Genomic DNA, 16,710 nt, shown 5'->3' with positions numbered 1-16,710 from the left:
AACTCGAATTATTTTGGGTATATGACAATGAGGAGCAAAAGCGAGTTCGTGGGCAATATTTCGTCTAAGAGAAAATAAAAAATAAGCGTGAACGAAATCACAAAATCTATACAAAGTTATTTTGCTGAATGGTTTTTGCTTTTTAATAGCCGCTAAATTCGATCCGCATCACAATTTATAAAGCACCAAGGCCTTTGCGCCGGGATTCCACCAGTGACTTCCGTCATGCGGCAAATAATGATTGCTCAGCATTCATTTTTTGAGGCGGAAATCCCAGCGGGAACGTGATACTTATAATACCAGGTATTTCATTCATTATTACGCGGATCATCTTAATGAAATAAGTTTTAATTTCAGTTTAACGGTGGTTATTCGCCAAACTATCTTTACCGGTTAGTGCCGATGACGGTTTATTCCGGTGAGATATTCTGCGCGCGCGAGGCGAGTCGGGAATGAAATAAAATTTATCATATTCCATCAGGAGTTCAATAATGGCTCAGCTAGAGGCATGGGAAAAACTTGCCAATAAGGAATTGTCCCGGTTAGGGAAAAGCGTTGATGACTTGAATACCCTTACCGCGGAAGAGATCAGCATCAAGCCCCTGTATACGGAGGCTGACCTTGCCGATTTGGAAGTGACCGGTTCGTTGCCGGGCATCGCGCCGTTCGTTCGCGGTCCCAGGGCCACCATGTATGCCGCTCAGCCCTGGACCATTCGCCAATACGCCGGCTTCTCCACCGCCACCGAGTCCAACGCGTTCTACCGCCGCAACCTGGCGGCAGGGCAGAAGGGGCTGTCGGTGGCGTTTGATTTGCCCACGCACCGGGGTTATGACTCCGATAATGATCGGGTATCGGGGGACGTGGGTAAAGCCGGCGTGGCCATCGACAGCGTGGAAGACATGAAGATACTCTTCAATCAGATCCCGCTGGAAAAAATGTCGGTATCCATGACCATGAACGGCGCCGTTATTCCCATTATGGCGTTTTATATTGTCGCCGCCGAAGAGCAGGGGATCAAACCCGAGCTGTTAACCGGCACCATCCAGAATGACATTCTGAAAGAGTATCTCTGTCGAAATACCTATATTTATCCGCCGAAACCGTCAATGCGGATTATTTCCGATATCATTGCCTATTGTTCGGCGAATATGCCGAAGTTCAATACCATCAGTATCAGCGGCTATCATATGGGTGAAGCGGGGGCCAACTGCGTACAGCAGGTGGCGTTCACCATCGCCGACGGGATTGAATATATCCAGGCGGCGCTGGCCGCCGGTCTTGATATTGATGATTTTGCCCCGAGGCTGTCGTTTTTCTTCGGCATCGGCATGGATTTGTTTATGAACGTCGCCATGCTGCGGGCCGCCCGTTATTTATGGAGCGAGGCGGTGAAAAGTTTCGGATCCACCAACCCGAAATCCCAGGCGCTGCGCACCCATTGCCAGACCTCCGGTTGGAGCCTGACGGAGCAGGATCCCTATAACAACGTGATCCGCACCACCATCGAGGCCATGGCGGCCACCCTCGGCGGCACCCAGTCGCTGCATACCAACGCCTTTGACGAAGCCCTGGGCCTGCCCACCGATTTTTCCGCCCGCATTGCCCGTAATACCCAGATTATCCTGCAGGAGGAATCGGCTATTTGCCGTACCGTCGATCCGCTGGCGGGCTCCTACTATGTGGAAAACCTCACGGATCAGGTGGTGAAAGCGGCCCGGGACATTATCCAGCAGATCAAGGAAGTGGGCGGCATGGCCAAGGCCATCGAGGCGGGTTTGCCAAAACGCATGATTGAAGAGGCCTCGGCGCGCCAGCAATCGCTCATTGACCAGGGTAAACGGGTGATTGTCGGCGTGAATAAATACAAGCTGGCGAAGGAAGACGCCACCGATGTATTGGAAATCGATAACGTCAAGGTGCGCCAGGAACAGGTGGAGCGGCTGCGGCAAATCCGCGCCGGTCGCGACAGCGCGGCGGTGGCGGATGCCCTGGGCCAACTGACCCATGCGGCCATGAAAGGCGGTAATTTGCTGGAAGCCGCTATCCACGCCGCCCGTCTGCGGGCCACCCTGGGTGAAATCTCCGATGCCATTGAAGAGGCGTTCGGGCGTTATCTGGTGCAGACCAACTGCGTTACCGGCGTCATCGCCAACAGCTACCATCAAAGCCCTGAAGGCACGGCGGAATTTGAGGGCATCAAGAGCGCTACCGATCGTTTCTTGGCCGAACATGGCCGGCGGCCGCGCATCCTGGTGGCCAAGATGGGGCAGGACGGCCATGATCGCGGCGCCAAGGTGATTGCCAGCGCCTATTCGGACCTGGGCTTCGATGTAGACTTAAGCCCCATGTTCTCCACCCCGGAGGAAATTGCCAAGCTGGCGGTGGAAAACGACGTGCATGTCATCGGCGCCTCGTCCCTGGCCGCCGGCCACAAAACCCTGATCCCGGCGCTGGTGGAAGCGTTGGCGGATTACGGACGCGAGGATATCAAGGTGGTGGCGGGGGGCGTTATCCCGCCGCAGGATTATGACTATCTGTACGATCGCGGCGTGGTGGCGATTTATGGACCGGGTACGCCCATGCTCGACAGCGTGCGCGACGTGTTAAGCAAGATAAGTGATAGCCATGATTAACGCTGACCGACTCGATAGCGCCGTTGAACGGCTGCTGGCGGGGGATCGCGTGGCGCTGGCCCAGGCGATGACCCTGGTGGAAAGCACCTTTCCGGCTCATCAGGGCCTGGCGTCCGACCTGCTGGATCGGATAATGCCCCATACCGGCCGGGCTAAACGGGTGGGGATCACCGGCGTGCCGGGGGCGGGTAAAAGTACCTTCCTGGAAGCTCTCGGCGGCTACCTGCTGACCTGCGATATGAAGGTGGCGGTGATTGCCATCGATCCCAGCAGTCCGTTGAGCGGCGGCAGCATCCTGGGGGATAAAACCCGTATGCTGATGCTGTCCCGGGCGGAAAACGCCTTTATCCGCCCGGTACCCACCAGCGGGTATCTGGGGGGCACCAGCCGCCGTACCCGTGAGCTGATGCTGTTGTGCGAGGCGGCGGGCTATGACGTGGTTATTGTGGAAACGGTGGGGGTGGGCCAATCCGAAGTGGATATCGCCCATCTGGTGGACTGTTTCCTGTCGCTGCAGCTGGCCGGCGCCGGCGACGAACTGCAGGGTATTAAAAAAGGCATTATGGAAATGGCCGATATTATCGTCATCAATAAAGACGACGGTGATAATCACCCCCAGGTCATGATGACCCGGCAAATGTATCAGGCGGCGCTGCGTATTATGCGGCGGAAATATCCGGCATGGTCACCACCGGTATTAAGCTGCAGCGCGCTGCAACAACAGGGTATTGCCGATATCTGGCGCAACATCGAGGATTTTTACCGGCAAATGGCGCTGGACAATCAGCTCGATGCGCTGCGTAAACGGCAATATCTGGAATCGATGCATAAGCAGATTGAAGAAAATACACTGCAAGCCCTGTTTGCCCGCAGCGATATTCAGGCGTGCTATCAACAGGCTTTGCAGCAGGTGGAAAATCACTGCTTATCGCCGCGAGCAGCGGTGAATGGCGTCGTTAACTATATTTGCGAAAAAATTTCTGACTGAGGGTGACAATAATGGCTTATGACTATGTAAAAGTATTGATAGAAAATCGCGTCGGTATCATTGAGTTTAATTATGGTAAAAAATTAAATGCGCTGAGTGCGGTTTTCATCAAGGATATTCTTCAGGCATTGGAAGATCTGAATAATATCGATATTCGCTGCGTGATCTTGCGCGCCCAAAAAGGCACCAAGGTCTTTTCCGCCGGCCATGACATCCATGAACTGCCGAAAACCCGCCGCGATCCCCTGGCCTATGACGATCCGCTGCGTCAGATTACCCGGGCCATTCAGAAATTTCCCAAGCCGATTATTTCCATGGTGGAAGGCAGCGTCTGGGGCGGCGCGTTCGAACTCATTATGAGTTCGGATATTATTATCGCCAGTAACCAGTCCACCTTTTCCATGACGCCGGTGAATCTTGGCGTGCCTTATAACCTGGTGGGTATTCACAACCTGATTCGCGATGCCGGATTCCATATCGTCAAAGAGATGATCTTTACCGCTTCGCCCATCTCCGCCCAGCGCGGGCTGGCGGTGGGTATTCTCAATCACATCGTCGATCCGCAGGAGCTGGAAGCATTCACCATGACAATAGCGAATACCATTGCCGAAAAAGCGCCGCTGGCGGTGGCGGTGATCAAGGAAGAGCTCCGGGTGCTCGGCGAGGCGCATACCCTGAATTCCGATGAATTTGAACGTATTCAGGGATTGAGGCGCGTGGTGTATGACAGCCAGGATTACCAGGAAGGCATGGCGGCGTTTATCGAAAAACGCAAAGCGAACTTTCTCGGCCATTAATGTTTTTTTTGCTAACTGAATCATGGAGTATTGACGATGGATCAGGACTTCGCAGTGATGACCGCCGATGAAGCGGCGCAGTTGATTTTGCAGGGGAATATGGTGGCTTTCAGCGGGTTTACCCCGGCCGGGGCGCCCAAAGCGCTGCCGGAGGCATTGGCCCGGCGGGCGGTGGCGCTCCATGAGCAGGGGATTCCCTTCAAGATAAAATTGCTGACCGGCGCGTCCATCGGCGCACTGGCGGATAATCAGCTGGCGGAGGCCGAAGCCGTTGAATGGCGCGCGCCCTATCAAACCGCCTCGGCGTTGCGGGATAAAATTAATAAAGGGGAAATCAACTTCGTCGATCTGCACCTCAGCGAAGTGGCGCAGATGGTGAATTACGGATTTTTCGGCCCGATAGATGTTGCGGTGATTGAAGCCTCGGAGGTGACCAAGGACGGTCGGGTGTACCTCACCAGCGGCATCGGCAATGCGCCGGTTTTTCTGCAGAAGGCGCGGCAGGTGATCATCGAATTGAACAGCTACCATTCGCCGCGCATCAGGGAGATGATCGATATCGTTTCCCTGGGCGCACCGCCGCTGCGCAGTATGGTGCCGATTTTCCACACCCTGGACCGGGCCGGGGAGAACTATGTGCAAATCGATCCGAAAAAAATCGTCGCGGTGGTGCATACCCATCTGGCGGATCAGATCAAGGAATTCGGCGAAGAGAATCCCCTTTGCCGGAAGATTGCTCATAACGTCGAAGGTTTTTTGCTGAAAGAACTCCATGCACAGCGTATTCCCGAGGGTTTTTTACCGTTGCAAAGCGGGGTGGGCAATATCAATAACGCGGTACTGAAGGCGCTGGGAGAAAATCCGGATATTCCGCCTTTTATGATGTATTCCGAAGTCCTGCAATCGTCGGTCATAGACCTGATGGAACAGGGCAGAATCATCGGCGCCAGCGCCTCCAGCCTGACCGTGCCGCCGGATGTGCTGCAGCATATCTATAAAAATATGGATTTCTTCAACGAACGGATTGTTTTGCGACCGCAGGAAATTTCCAATAACCCGGAAATTATCCGCCGCCTGGGGGTTATCGCCCTGAATGTGGGCCTGGAGTTCGATATCTACGGACACGCCAATTCCACCCATGTGGCCGGGGTGAATTTGATGAACGGCATCGGCGGCAGCGGCGATTTTGAACGCAACGCCTATTTGTCCATCTTCATCGCCCCTTCAATCGCCAAGGGCGGTAAAATTTCGACCATTGTGCCGATGTGTTCCCATGTGGATCACAGCGAACATAGCGTTAAGGTCATCATCACGGAAAACGGCGTCGCCGATTTGCGCGGTCTGTCGCCTATACAGCGGGCGGAAACCATTATCGCCAACTGCGCGCACCCGATGTATCATGATTGTCTTTATCACTATCTGAGCTTGGGCAAGAGCGGGCATATCCACCATGATTTGGCCCATGCGTTTGATATGCACCGGAGCCTGATTGAGCACGGGACGATGCTGTCGTAAAGACGTTCACGCATTCACTATTCGTGATCGCGGGCCTAGCGTGCCGTGTGGCGCTCCGTCGGGCGGAAAAACCACGCCCGCTTCGACCACATCGGCGCGCTCTCCCTTTAACAAGTTCGGTTTAAGCTTCAGTGATAGCGGGCATGGCATACCCCGAAGCGCCCGGTCTCCAGGCAGGTGAGTAGGTCAACCTAGTGTGGAACCTGCTGTCATTAAGGCCGGCGCGGCGAGGTTGGTGCCGTTGCGATCGTCCTGCACCGCCTCCACCAGCTTATCAATCATTTTGCAGCTTTTAAGCGAGTAGAGGTATTCCGGCATATACATGGGCTGGTTGGGGGCGTCGAAATATTTCAGGCTGGCGGGGTTGACGAACCGATAGGCGAAATGCGGCACCACGGTGATAAACTGCCCCCGGCTGACGGCGCTGATTTTCGCCAGAAAACTGTAGGGCCGGTAGATAATGGTGGGCGTAATGCCCGCATGGCGGAAGTGGGAATCGATAAGCGATTCGAAATTCGCCCGGTGCTGAAAGCGCATTTGCAGCCAGGGCAAGGTATGCAGCAACACGCTGGCCTGGACGTTGTCATGGATGCGTGACGCCAGAAATCCCAGCCTGATGGGCTCCAGCGGGGTGATGAGCATGCTGGAGATTTCCGCGATGCGCGTGGAGGCCTGTTGCGGCGAAATGATCATGTCCACGTCGTGGTCCAACAAGCCGGAAACCAGATCGCTTTCGTTAAAATCGAAGGGTTTGGTGGTGAAACCGTCGAATTTATCCCCCAGGCTGATGAGCTGATCAAAAATCATGGTGGGATAGGCGGTGTCTATGCCGATAACACAGTTTTTCTGATGATGATTTACCGCCAGCATAATATCCGTATCAATGCTGGCCAGCCGCTGATAAATGGGATAAAGCATCTGATAAAGCTCCTGCCCGGCTTTATTGAGACTGATGCTGTTATCGGTACGTGAAAAGAGTTCATATCCCACCATCTCTTCCAGCGCGGCAATGCTTTTACCAAACGGCGAGGCGGTCATATGTAATTTTTCGGCGGCTTTGGCGATATTATTGGTTTGTGCCAGCACGATAAAATTAATTAACTTCTTCGATACGAAAATGGCCATTTTTTACTCACTTTTTCTTCTGACTTTTTCTACTGATTTTTTCTACTGACATACAGCCGCACATCCATCGATAACGGCGTAATTGCCAAAAAACCCATAGGAAGAGGGCGACAGATCCTGCCGCCGTCGTTAGAATTAACAAATTACCATTGAGTGGAAAGAGAATTTCATCACACTCTGTTAATTCGATAAGCAAAATCCGTTCAGCAAAAAGCAAAGAGGGATGATATCAATGAACAATCTTCCGTTAGTCGCTGTGCTTGGACTAGGCGCAATGGGTCATGCCTTTGCGGCTAATTTGTTAAAAAAAGGGTTTACCGTGCGAGGCTGGAACCGTACGCGCCGGAAAGGCGAAGATCTCGAGGCGGTGGGGTTGACCCTGTTTAATACGCCCCAGGAAGCGGTGCGGGATGCCGATGTGATTATCGCGATGCTGACCAATGCCGCCGCTACGGAAGAGGTCATCATCGGCAAAACCGGCATTGTTGCGCATGTTAAGCATGGGGCGGTTGTGGTGCAGATGGGCACTATAGGCATTGCCTCCACCGAGAAGCTGGACAAGGCAATCGCCAAGGCGCGCGCCGATGTGGTGTTTGTGGATGCGCCGGTCTCGGGTACCAAGGCCCCGGCGGAAAATGCGCAGATTACCGTGCTGGCCGGCGGAGATCGCGGGCGAGCCGCCGCCGTCGAGCCGGTGTTCGGCGCCATCGCCAGGGGTACGAAATGGCTGGGTCCGGTGGGCGCCGGTTCCCGGATGAAGCTGGTGGTGAATGCCTGGCTTATTTCCATGATGCAGGGGATGTCGGAAAGCCTCTTTTTGGCCAAAACCCTGGGGTTTTCCCCGGATGATTTTTGGGCGGCCCTGGAAGGCGGTCCCCTGGCCGCGCCTTATGTGAAAAACAAGCTGGAGATGATCAAGTCCGGTGACTATACCCCGCAGATGCAGCTGTCGCTGGCGCTGAAGGATGCGAACCTGGCCCTGGACGCGGCGGGGGCCGATGAGCTGCCGGGGCTGAGCGTGATTGAGGAATTCTGGCAAAACGCGGTGGATGCCGGCCTCGGCGAGCAGGATCTGGCGGTGGTGTATCGGTATTTGAGCACCAAGAGGTAGGCTTGCCGCCAGAGCACATTGGCACAGTCGCCCTTTAACACGCCCGCTGTACGTTCGGTGATGGCGGGCCTTATATCTTGATTGCTTGCCTTATGAGTAGAATCTACCTTGGCATTGGAATATTTGCAATATGAGTGCATAATGAGTGCATGTTGATTGCATTGAAAGGAGGGGCTATGAGTGCATCACTTCAAAACCCGCTGAGCGTTCAGTTTCGCGAGCCCAACACCGCCTATCTATCACCCGCCAGAGTAGGGGATTTTTTTGGCTTCCGAATCCAGGAATTGGCTGAACGTGCGCATGTGCATCGCAACACCCCTTCTTCACGGCCTCAAGCACAGCAATTGCAGCAGTATCTGGTGGATCTGGTGCGTGTTCTGGCGGTGGCCACCGAGATGACGGGAGATGCGCAGCAAGCCGTTTTCCTCATCCGCAACGAACCCTTGCGTGCGTTCGGCTACAAGACGGCTGATGCCCTGCTCAGAGATGGTCGGGCCGATGACGTCATCGCCTACCTGGAATCGCTCGCCGGCGGTGCCGCTGGATGATTGACATTATTCTTGACGGCGGGCGGTTCCCGGCGTTTTATCGGATTATTGTACCGGTCTTTGCCTATACGCCCCTTTCCGGCGATTTGGCGATCTATCGCAGTTCCCTAGTGACAGACGCACAACTGTGCGTATACGATCCATCCAATAACCTGACAAGTATCCTGCCAAACACTCGTACGTAGCGTGCAGCATAGCGATGGCGCGGGGGTAAAAACCTTAAAGCCGTTATATCAGAACAAAATGACAGGTTAAACTAAAAACCGGAGGGACTACAGAACGACGCGAGAACGCCACTCGCTTACTATTTTTCAATTGGGGCAGACTGTAAGGGAAGAAGGTAGTCAGAATCATAATCATCCATGAGATCATTTCTGTAGGACGATAATAATCGTAATGCAAAACTGGTCTGATCAAGATCTGCTTCATCCATTGCAGCAAATACCGTGAGTTTTACCAGTTCATAAGACTCGTTCAGATCATACGACCTGGCTTCAGGATCATCAGCAATCTCAGGATCTATATTCATCAGCAAAAAAATTGATGTTGCCTGAAATGCAGTTCTTTTATTCGCATCATTAAAAGCATGAGCCTTAGCAATGGCTATCAGGTAAAGAGCAGCAAGTTTGAAAATATCATTGCATGACTCGTAGAAGTGTAAATTCTCAACTCTTGAAAGCGCACCTCCCAGCTTGTTTCTGTCAGGAGGGCCGCTACTGGCTAATGTATCTTGTTGAATTTCAATTACCTGGTCCATAGTGAGAAATTCAAACATTACTTATCTCCGAGTATTTTTATGACACCCGCATGTCGCTTTTGTGTTCTCGTTTTCGCTTCACCAAAACTTAATTTTTTGGGCTGCGATGATGCTTGCCTTTTTTCATAATGTCCGGAACTGCTATCCCTGCGGGTACTTCCACTTTTAGATACAAGGACAGTTCCGTGCGCGCTGGGAGTTGAGCGCACTGACGCGCCTTCACCCGTCTTAACCCAACCACCTCCTCTGGGAGCGGAAGAATAAATACCATAGCCTGTCTCTGGGAGGCCGGCGATCTGACTCCCCTGCAGGTTGAGATCGGGTTTACCTCGCTGGGTAACAATAAAATCTACACCATTACGAAGTTCATCAAGTATTTCGGTCAGGTGTTCGCGCATGTAGGTATAGGTTATCGATTTCATAAAGTTCAGACTCTGCAAACTTGTACATGTACAGATTAGCAAAAGGAATGCTCTTGCGTAACCACGTGCCACCAAAAAGGCAACAAATACTCTCTTTCCTCACGGTAGGACTATTTGCTGGTCATTGCTTTTCAGGGACGAGAGCAGTATATATCTTTATTCTATAACTATTTGATAATAAATATTAAAATTAAGTTATTAACGAACATTTTCGTTCCGAAATTTCTTGCGATTCATTACCTTTAACGGCATCTTTTAGCGGCGCCCGCAAAATCAGGCGTCGGGATTAGCCCGCTGCATAACTTCGCTGACGACATAAGGCGCGTCTGCGCTTTTTTTGTGTCATGCGTTCGGCTACCTTTCAATGGTGGGTCGGGCGGGGGCGTCGCAATACGCGCCGGTCCCAGTCAGGCCGGTAAGGTTAACTCCGTCTGGTTCCAGCACCTGCGCGGATCGAGCCTCCCCATCAGCACGGTTTCCCTTTAGCGCGCTTTAAGCCCAGCGTGCATATTATCTCTTCACCTCAGCGCAATGTGATGCCGTTTTTTTTTGCTTTGCCATAAGAATAAGGAAGTTGACTTATCTTTAAAACACTATAGTTTTAATGCTAGTGTTTAAAACAAGGTTTATTTCGGCGGAGCAAAAAAATATGGCGGAAGAATTACTGCAGCTCGGCAGTGCGGAACAGGCCGATTTGATCCGGCAAAGGAAGATCTCGCCGGTTGAATTGGTTGAATCCAGTTTCCACTGCATTGAACGCTGGGATCCGGTGCTGCATGCCTGGATTACCACCGATCGCGAGCGGGCGCTGGCGCAGGCCCGGCAGGCGGAGAAAGAGATAACCGGCGGGCTGTATCGCGGGCCTTTGCACGGTTTGCCTTTTGGCGTAAAAGATCAGATGCACGCGCTGGGGTTCCCCACCACCCTCGGCACCCGGGTGCTTAACGAAGACGAGACGGTGGCGCCCTGCAACGCGGCGGTGATTGAAAAACTCACCCAGGCCGGGGCGATTCTGATTGGCAAACAGAACCTGCATGAATTTGGCAAAGGGGGAACCATCAACTTTGCTTATGGTGAGCCGCGCAATCCCTGGAACCCCGATTACTCGGCGTCCAGTTCTTCCACCGGATCGGGCATTGCCGCCGCCGCGGGCATGTGTTCGTTTTCCATCGGCGAGGATACCGGCGGCTCCATCCGCGGTCCGGCGGCGTTTAACGGCGTGGTGGGCCTGCGGCCGACCTTTGGCCGGGTGAGCCGCTATGGCGCGGTCATGGAAGGGTATACCACCGATGTACTGGGGCCCATCTGCCGGCGCGTGGCGGATGCCGCCCAAATCATGGCGGCGATTTCCGGTTACGACAGGCGGGATAATTTATCGAGCCGCCATTCGGATCTGGATTTTATGCCGGAGCCCGGCAAGTCCCTGAAAGGGCTGAAGCTGGGCATCGTGCAGGAGATTGCTTATAACGACAGTACCAGTGATGAAGTCAGCGCCGCGTTTGAAACCTCTGTTGAGCTGCTACGGCAATTGGGCGCCGTGGTGACGGTTATTTCGCTGCCCCTGACGCTGTTTGCCGTGCCGCTGATTCTGCTGAGCCTGGACGCCGATGTGGCCGCCTGGTTTGTCAGTAAATATTTGCGCGATCGTTATGATCGGTTTGATACCGGCACCCGCACCCGGCTGGCCGCCGCGTCGCTAATTCCCGCCACGGTCTATAACCGGGCGATGCGCGGCCGTTTCCTGGCGCGTCGGCAACTGCTTGACGCCTTCAACCAGGTTGATATTCTGGTGTGTCCGACCATTCCCACGGCGCCCAAGCCCATCGATCAGATGCAGGAACGCCTGGATACCGGGGATGACGCCGTCAGGCGTTTGATGGAACGGCGAATCGGGCTTTATCCTTTCAGCCTGGCCAATGTTCCCGCCTTATCGCTGCCGATGGGGTTCTCCCGTCAGGGCCTGCCGCTGGCATTGCAATTTGCCGGCCGGCCTTTTGATGAAAAAACCGTGCTCCAGGTGGCCGACAGCTATGAGCGCGCCGCGGGATGGCACGCCTTCAAACCCGACCTTGCCAAAACACTGGCGGGATCCCCGCCGCAGGAGATCCGATAATGCAGGTGACACTTGACTACGTTCGTTCGGCGCTGGCTTTGCAGGGCATACCGGTGCACGAGGATGAAATCGACAATATCCACCGGCGGTTGACCATCTGGTTCGACGCGCTGGAAACCATTGAAGCGCACATGGGCAAAGAGATGGATCTGGCGGAACCCATCCCCCCCATTGACGCCGATCGCTATTGATTTATCGTGTTTTTACGGACAACAGCATGCTGGGGGCAACAGCGGGCACATTATGATTGAACACACCAAGGCATCCGATCCGAAGCAACCCAAACCCCGCAAGCCGATTTATCTGACGGTGAAAGAGGATCTCATCCGGCGGGTGCTGAGCGGAGAGTGGCGTCCGGGCGACCTGGTGCCCAGTGAAATCGCCTTGGCGGAAGAATACTCCGTCAGCGTGGGCACCGCGCGCAAAGCGGTGGAAAAGCTGGTGCAGGATAACGTGGTGGTGCGCCAGCGCGGTCGGGGCACCACCATCGCCACCTATAAAGGGGGAAAGGCGGCCAAGCCCTATAAGTTTCTGAACTTCTATTCCGAGCAGGGTGAACGTACCGAGCGTATCGCGTATCTGGCGTTTGCGGAAGGGACGGCCACGGAGTTTGACGCGCGGCAGCTGGGCATTTCGCCCGGCACCCCGGTAAGCCGTGTGACCAGGCTGCGATCGGCGGGCGGGCGTCCGGCGATTATTGAGCATATCGTGGTGCGGGGGGATTTTTGCCCTGATGCCGCCGAAAAGTTCGCCACGTTGCTTCCCAGCAGCATCGCCAGTTTTTTTGACCGTCAATACAATCTGCTGATAGTCCGGGTGGAGGAGAAGGTGTACGCGGCCCTGGCGGACCAGGAGGACCAGGAACACTTGAGCTGCGCCGCCGGCGAGCCGGTGCTGGAAGTGATCCGCTCGGCCTACGATCTCGGCGGTTTTGTCATTGAATATCGCTTGATTCATGCCCGTCAGGGAGTGTATTACACTAATACCACGCGTTAACAGGTTCGCTGCACGTATGGTGATCGCGGGCCTAGCGTGCCATGTGGCACTCGGTCGGGCGGAAAAACCACGCCCGATTCGACCACATTGGCGCGCTCTCCCTTTAACAGATTTGCTACACGTATGGTGATCGCGGGCCTAGCGTGCCATGTGGCGCTCGGTCGGGCGGAAAAACCACGCCCGATTCGACCACATTGGCGCGCTCTCCCTTTAACAGGTTCGCTGCACGGTCGGTGATAACGGGCCTATCCTCATTCCGGTCAGATCTTTTTATCCACCTTCTCTGCGCAGCACGTTCTCCATCCGGTCGGACAGCACTACCCATAGCGGAACCAGGGCGTTAACCATAATCTGCCGGACGACCTGGGCGGTGACCACGATTTCCAGATGGGTGTTCAGGGTTTTGGCCAGTACGATCATTTCCGCCGCGCCGCCGGGGGCGGTGCTGAGGATTGCCGTTTGCCAGTCCACATCCGCCACCAGGCGAAACAGCGCCGCGATAACCACCGCGAACAATAGCAGCAGGACAATGGAAAACAGGCCGATAATCAAGTCCCGCAGCTTGATGAAGAATAAGCGTGAAATAATACCGTGGCCGATGGTGACCCCCAGCAATATTTGGGCAATATGGGACAATAAAGTCGGTAACGTAATGCTGAACTGGCCGGGCATAAGATTGTTGACGATAATGGCCAGCATCATCGGGCCGATTAATGACGGCGATGCGATATGCAGTTTTCTACCGATATAATAGCCGCATAGGGCAAACAGCAATATCAATACCGTGCTGAAAATTTCCTGTTCGCCATGACTTTCGCCATGGGCCGCCGGGATGGCATCAATATCGATATGCAGGAGATTGCGCAGCAGAAAGGGAATAAACACTACCACCGATAAAATTCTGACTGACTGTAATATCGCCACCAGTTCCGCGTTGGCGCCATACTCTTTGGCCAGGTTGGCCATGATGCCGATTCCCCCCGGCAGGGTGGAAAAGAACGTGGTTTTGACGGTTTGACGTGTGGAGACGAGTGAATAAAGCACCGCCAGGACAAAAGACGAGATCAGGGATATGACCATCATGAACAAAATATCGAAAAAAAACCAGCCCAGGCGGCCGATGTCGCTGAAATGCAGCAAACAGCCGATACCGCCGCCGAGAATGGCCTGGCCCGCCTGGCGCATATTGCCGATATACAATTTCCCGCTTATGGTCATGATCGGCAGTAAAAAATACGAGGTTAACGCCGCGCCGCAAACCCCGCCGAACATCCAGCCCAGTTTGAAATCAACCGCTTCGAGCATGGCGCCTATCAATGCGGATAACAACAGCATCATAGCCAAATAAACAAAACGATAGGAGGTATGTTGAATAGTCATGTTAACCATAGAGAGTCTATACCCATTAATAAAATAACTGCCTAAATCAATGCCAATGCCAATGCCAATGCGATCCGCGCTGTTTATTTGTGCCAGTGGCGCACTCTATTTTATCGACGGTACCACAGCGGGCTTTGCCGATATTATTTAATAACGGACCGCCGTTTTGCCGGAGTCCTTCGCAAAAAAAATTTCACGGCGCAGTAGCCTGTATATCAGCCCATCTCGTTAATAAAATTATACAGAAACGATAATCCGCTGAAAAAAATCAATCCCTCAATAATATAGGTATGGATTTTGACGTGCAGATGGCCTAACAGCCAACGGGCCAGGTAGGTCCCCGGTATCATGCAAACACCGATTAGCAGCCCGTACAATAAATAATGGGTATTAAGCAATGAAAAGAGCAGGAAAAATACCACCTTGGCAATATTGGTGGCCATACCAATACAGGCGTCGGTGCCGATAACCCCGCCTCCCACCAGGCCGATGCCCAGCAGGATGGGCAGCAGCACCACGCCGCCGCCGGGCAAGGCCCCGGAAATAAAGCCGAACAACACAGACATCATGACGACCATGGCGGGGGTGGGGATGATGTGTTTATGAGCCATATAGCGACGCAACGGCAATATCACCAGCAGGAACAGGCCGATAATCAATTCCAGCATATGCTGGGAGAGTATTTTGTAAAGATAGGTTCCCAGCAGCAGGCTCGGCAGGGCGGGAATCATGATCTGCAGCAGGGTGCGGGTCTGGATCTCGTTGCGGTAGACCCACATCCTGGAAAGATTGCCGAACGTCATGGCGACGGCCATCACCGGTACCACCGCTTTGAGGCCGAGCACCGGCGTCATGGCGGGAGTCATGATAAGGCTGGCGCCAAAGCTGCTGATGCCGCCCAATATCGCGGAAAAAAAAGCGATACCCCCCAGGAAAAAATACTGCACCGGACCGTTCGACGAAAGGTCAATGTAAGACATCGGCATTGAACTATGCCCCTTATTATCCTTCGGTAATCTGTGCTTCCACCGCCAGTGCCGCGGCAAACAGCGCCTCGTCTTTGAAACGCCGTCCCACCAGTTGAATCCCCAGCGGCAAGCCGGAGGGACCGACGCCGGCAGGCAGGGTCAGACAGGGTGTATATAACAGCGTCCAAAGGGAATTGAATACGGCGGAGCCGGTATCATCCAACCCGATGGGCGCTTCGTTGGCGGTTGATAAGGTTAATATAATATCAATGCCTTCCAGGTATTGGTGGATAGTTGCGCGCAGTGTTTCCGCCTCACGCTGGGCGGCGATGTATTGTTCAAGGGTTATATTTTCGCCGTCCCTGATGCGGCCCTGGTATAGCTTGGCGCTGAGCTGTTGACGATGCGCGGTTTTTTCAAACGCCAGGTTGCGCGCCGATTCGAAATTGGCGATGGTGCTGTGGAGCCGGAGCCAGCCGTTAAAACATTCCGGCAGCGCCGGTTCACTGAGGTGGTGTCCTGCCTTGGCCAGCAGGGCGGCGCACTCCTCGGCCCGCCGGCGGACGGCGGGGTCGGCCTGTTCCCATTCCGGCGGGCGGCAAAAAGCGATGCGCAGGGGACCTTCCGGCATCGGGACCGGCCGGTAGTCCGTGCCGATAATCACCGTGCGCAGCAGTTCGGCGTCGCGGACGTTTCTGGCGCACAGGCCCAGCGTATCAAGCGATCCGGACTGCTGTTTCACCCCCACCCGGGTGAATTCGCCGAAGGTGGGTTTGTAACCGACGATGCCGCAATAGCCTGCGGGACGGATGACCGAACCGCTGGTTTGCGTACCCAGGGCCAACGGGACCTGATAATCCGCCACCGCCGCGGCGGAGCCGGAGGATGAACCGCCCGGTGTGCGCCGGCCATCATGGGGATTCATCGTGGGTCCCGGTTCGCGGTTGGCGAATTCGGTGGTGACGGTTTTACCGAGAATGATGCCGCCGGCGTTGCGAATCAGCGCGACGCTGCCGGCATCCATGGCCGGGAAGTAGTGGGGATAGGCCGGCGAGTTAAAGCCGGTCCTCATGCCCCCCACGTCGATAATGTCTTTCACCCCCACCGGAATGCCGTGCAATAACCCGTTGGCTGCGGATCGATCCGCCTGGCGGGCCTGCGCCAGGGCCTGTTCGCGATCCAGATAGGCCCAGGCCCGGACATCGCCGTCCCGCCGTTCGATACGCTCGAGGCAGGCGGACACCAGGGCTTCGCTGGTAAGGGTGCCGTGAGACATGGCATTGAGCGCTTCCACCACGGACAGGCCGGCGGCTGACGGCGGCGGGGTAATGGATGTAGCGGCGTTGTTTTTCAT

Annotated in this window: 15 protein-coding genes; 9 read left to right on the top strand and 6 right to left on the bottom strand. The window is 54.5% G+C overall.

What is annotated here, in order from left to right:
- Window positions 1-491 precede the first annotated feature (491 nt).
- Genes scpA through HB631_RS13945 form a run of 4 tightly spaced genes read left to right on the top strand, consistent with a single transcriptional unit; the run spans window position 492 to window position 5,936 of the window.
- Complete coding sequence (gene scpA / locus HB631_RS13960; protein ID WP_213991774.1) at window positions 492-2,636, top strand: methylmalonyl-CoA mutase; 2,145 nt, start codon at window positions 492-494, stop codon at window positions 2,634-2,636.
- A complete protein-coding gene (gene meaB / locus HB631_RS13955) occupies window positions 2,629-3,624 on the top strand; it encodes a methylmalonyl Co-A mutase-associated GTPase MeaB (protein WP_213991773.1) in 996 nt (331 codons plus the stop codon). Before scpA ends, meaB begins: the two co-directional genes overlap by 8 nt.
- Window positions 3,625-3,635: 11 nt before the next feature.
- A complete protein-coding gene (gene scpB, locus HB631_RS13950) occupies window positions 3,636-4,421 on the top strand; it encodes a methylmalonyl-CoA decarboxylase (RefSeq protein ID WP_213991772.1) in 786 nt (261 codons plus the stop codon).
- A 36-nt stretch (window positions 4,422-4,457) separates the two neighbouring features.
- Window positions 4,458-5,936: a succinate CoA transferase gene (locus HB631_RS13945; RefSeq protein ID WP_213991771.1), complete on the top strand. Its 1,479-nt coding sequence runs from the start codon at window positions 4,458-4,460 to the stop codon at window positions 5,934-5,936.
- A 186-nt stretch (window positions 5,937-6,122) separates the two neighbouring features.
- Here HB631_RS13945 and HB631_RS13940 read toward each other — a convergent pair whose 3' ends face one another.
- The gene (locus HB631_RS13940) at window positions 6,123-7,061 is read right to left on the bottom strand and encodes a LysR family transcriptional regulator (protein WP_213991770.1); all 939 of its coding nucleotides are present in this window, start codon (window positions 7,059-7,061) and stop codon (window positions 6,123-6,125) included.
- A 232-nt stretch (window positions 7,062-7,293) separates the two neighbouring features.
- Here HB631_RS13940 and HB631_RS13935 point away from each other — a divergent pair, with 232 nt between their 5' ends.
- Entirely contained in the window at window positions 7,294-8,172 is an 879-nt protein-coding gene (locus tag HB631_RS13935; protein WP_213991769.1) for an NAD(P)-dependent oxidoreductase, read from the top strand.
- A 176-nt stretch (window positions 8,173-8,348) separates the two neighbouring features.
- Window positions 8,349-8,720 (top strand): antitoxin Xre/MbcA/ParS toxin-binding domain-containing protein, encoded by a 372-nt coding sequence (locus tag HB631_RS13930; protein ID WP_213991768.1) that lies wholly within the window; start codon window positions 8,349-8,351, stop codon window positions 8,718-8,720.
- A gap of 304 nt (window positions 8,721-9,024) precedes the next feature.
- On the opposite strand, the gene HB631_RS13925 is transcribed toward HB631_RS13930, so the two are convergent.
- Window positions 9,025-9,495, bottom strand: a complete 471-nt coding sequence (locus HB631_RS13925; protein WP_213991767.1) for a type II toxin-antitoxin system death-on-curing family toxin — start codon at window positions 9,493-9,495, stop codon at window positions 9,025-9,027.
- Window positions 9,495-9,899 carry a hypothetical protein gene (locus HB631_RS13920; protein WP_213991766.1) on the bottom strand — a complete coding sequence of 135 codons (405 nt, stop codon included), beginning with the start codon at window positions 9,897-9,899 and terminating at the stop codon, window positions 9,495-9,497. The genes HB631_RS13925 and HB631_RS13920 overlap by 1 nt, the downstream gene beginning before the upstream one ends.
- Window positions 9,900-10,548: 649 nt before the next feature.
- On the opposite strand from HB631_RS13920, the gene HB631_RS13915 reads away from it, so the two are divergent.
- Genes HB631_RS13915 through HB631_RS13905 form a run of 3 tightly spaced genes read left to right on the top strand, consistent with a single transcriptional unit; the run spans window position 10,549 to window position 13,008 of the window.
- Complete coding sequence (locus tag HB631_RS13915) at window positions 10,549-12,012, top strand: amidase (RefSeq protein ID WP_213991765.1); 1,464 nt, start codon at window positions 10,549-10,551, stop codon at window positions 12,010-12,012.
- Window positions 12,012-12,203 carry a hypothetical protein gene (locus HB631_RS13910; protein ID WP_213991764.1) on the top strand — a complete coding sequence of 64 codons (192 nt, stop codon included), beginning with the start codon at window positions 12,012-12,014 and terminating at the stop codon, window positions 12,201-12,203. Before HB631_RS13915 ends, HB631_RS13910 begins: the two co-directional genes overlap by 1 nt.
- A gap of 52 nt (window positions 12,204-12,255) precedes the next feature.
- The gene (locus HB631_RS13905; protein WP_213991763.1) at window positions 12,256-13,008 is read left to right on the top strand and encodes a GntR family transcriptional regulator; all 753 of its coding nucleotides are present in this window, start codon (window positions 12,256-12,258) and stop codon (window positions 13,006-13,008) included.
- 270 nt (window positions 13,009-13,278) lie between these two features.
- Here HB631_RS13905 and HB631_RS13900 read toward each other — a convergent pair whose 3' ends face one another.
- From HB631_RS13900 to HB631_RS13890, 3 genes are all read right to left on the bottom strand, one after another.
- Window positions 13,279-14,388: an AbrB family transcriptional regulator gene (locus HB631_RS13900; RefSeq protein ID WP_213991762.1), complete on the bottom strand. Its 1,110-nt coding sequence runs from the start codon at window positions 14,386-14,388 to the stop codon at window positions 13,279-13,281.
- 215 nt (window positions 14,389-14,603) lie between these two features.
- Window positions 14,604-15,374 carry a sulfite exporter TauE/SafE family protein gene (locus tag HB631_RS13895; protein WP_213991761.1) on the bottom strand — a complete coding sequence of 257 codons (771 nt, stop codon included), beginning with the start codon at window positions 15,372-15,374 and terminating at the stop codon, window positions 14,604-14,606.
- Window positions 15,375-15,390: 16 nt separating this feature from the next.
- Window positions 15,391-16,710: an amidase gene (locus HB631_RS13890; protein ID WP_213991760.1), complete on the bottom strand. Its 1,320-nt coding sequence runs from the start codon at window positions 16,708-16,710 to the stop codon at window positions 15,391-15,393.

The organism is Sodalis sp. dw_96, from assembly GCF_018449575.1.
Taxonomy (GTDB): Bacteria; Pseudomonadota; Gammaproteobacteria; order Enterobacterales; family Enterobacteriaceae; genus Acerihabitans.
This window is presented reverse-complemented; position numbering and strand designations above follow the sequence as displayed.

Bases quoted from the DNA above. Each gene is read 5' to 3' on its own strand.
- scpA (WP_213991774.1), top strand. From the start codon at position 492: ATGGCTCAGCTAGAGGCATGGGAAAAACTTGCCAATAAGGAATTGTCC.
- meaB (WP_213991773.1), top strand. From the start codon at position 2,629: ATGATTAACGCTGACCGACTCGATAGCGCCGTTGAACGGCTGCTGGCG.
- scpB (WP_213991772.1), top strand. From the start codon at position 3,636: ATGGCTTATGACTATGTAAAAGTATTGATAGAAAATCGCGTCGGTATC.
- HB631_RS13945 (WP_213991771.1), top strand. From the start codon at position 4,458: ATGGATCAGGACTTCGCAGTGATGACCGCCGATGAAGCGGCGCAGTTG.
- HB631_RS13940 (WP_213991770.1), bottom strand. From the start codon at position 7,061: ATGGCCATTTTCGTATCGAAGAAGTTAATTAATTTTATCGTGCTGGCA.
- HB631_RS13935 (WP_213991769.1), top strand. From the start codon at position 7,294: ATGAACAATCTTCCGTTAGTCGCTGTGCTTGGACTAGGCGCAATGGGT.
- HB631_RS13930 (WP_213991768.1), top strand. From the start codon at position 8,349: ATGAGTGCATCACTTCAAAACCCGCTGAGCGTTCAGTTTCGCGAGCCC.
- HB631_RS13925 (WP_213991767.1), bottom strand. From the start codon at position 9,495: ATGTTTGAATTTCTCACTATGGACCAGGTAATTGAAATTCAACAAGAT.
- HB631_RS13920 (WP_213991766.1), bottom strand. From the start codon at position 9,899: ATGAAATCGATAACCTATACCTACATGCGCGAACACCTGACCGAAATA.
- HB631_RS13915 (WP_213991765.1), top strand. From the start codon at position 10,549: ATGGCGGAAGAATTACTGCAGCTCGGCAGTGCGGAACAGGCCGATTTG.
- HB631_RS13910 (WP_213991764.1), top strand. From the start codon at position 12,012: ATGCAGGTGACACTTGACTACGTTCGTTCGGCGCTGGCTTTGCAGGGC.
- HB631_RS13905 (WP_213991763.1), top strand. From the start codon at position 12,256: ATGATTGAACACACCAAGGCATCCGATCCGAAGCAACCCAAACCCCGC.
- HB631_RS13900 (WP_213991762.1), bottom strand. From the start codon at position 14,388: ATGACTATTCAACATACCTCCTATCGTTTTGTTTATTTGGCTATGATG.
- HB631_RS13895 (WP_213991761.1), bottom strand. From the start codon at position 15,374: ATGCCGATGTCTTACATTGACCTTTCGTCGAACGGTCCGGTGCAGTAT.
- HB631_RS13890 (WP_213991760.1), bottom strand. From the start codon at position 16,710: ATGAAAAACAACGCCGCTACATCCATTACCCCGCCGCCGTCAGCCGCC.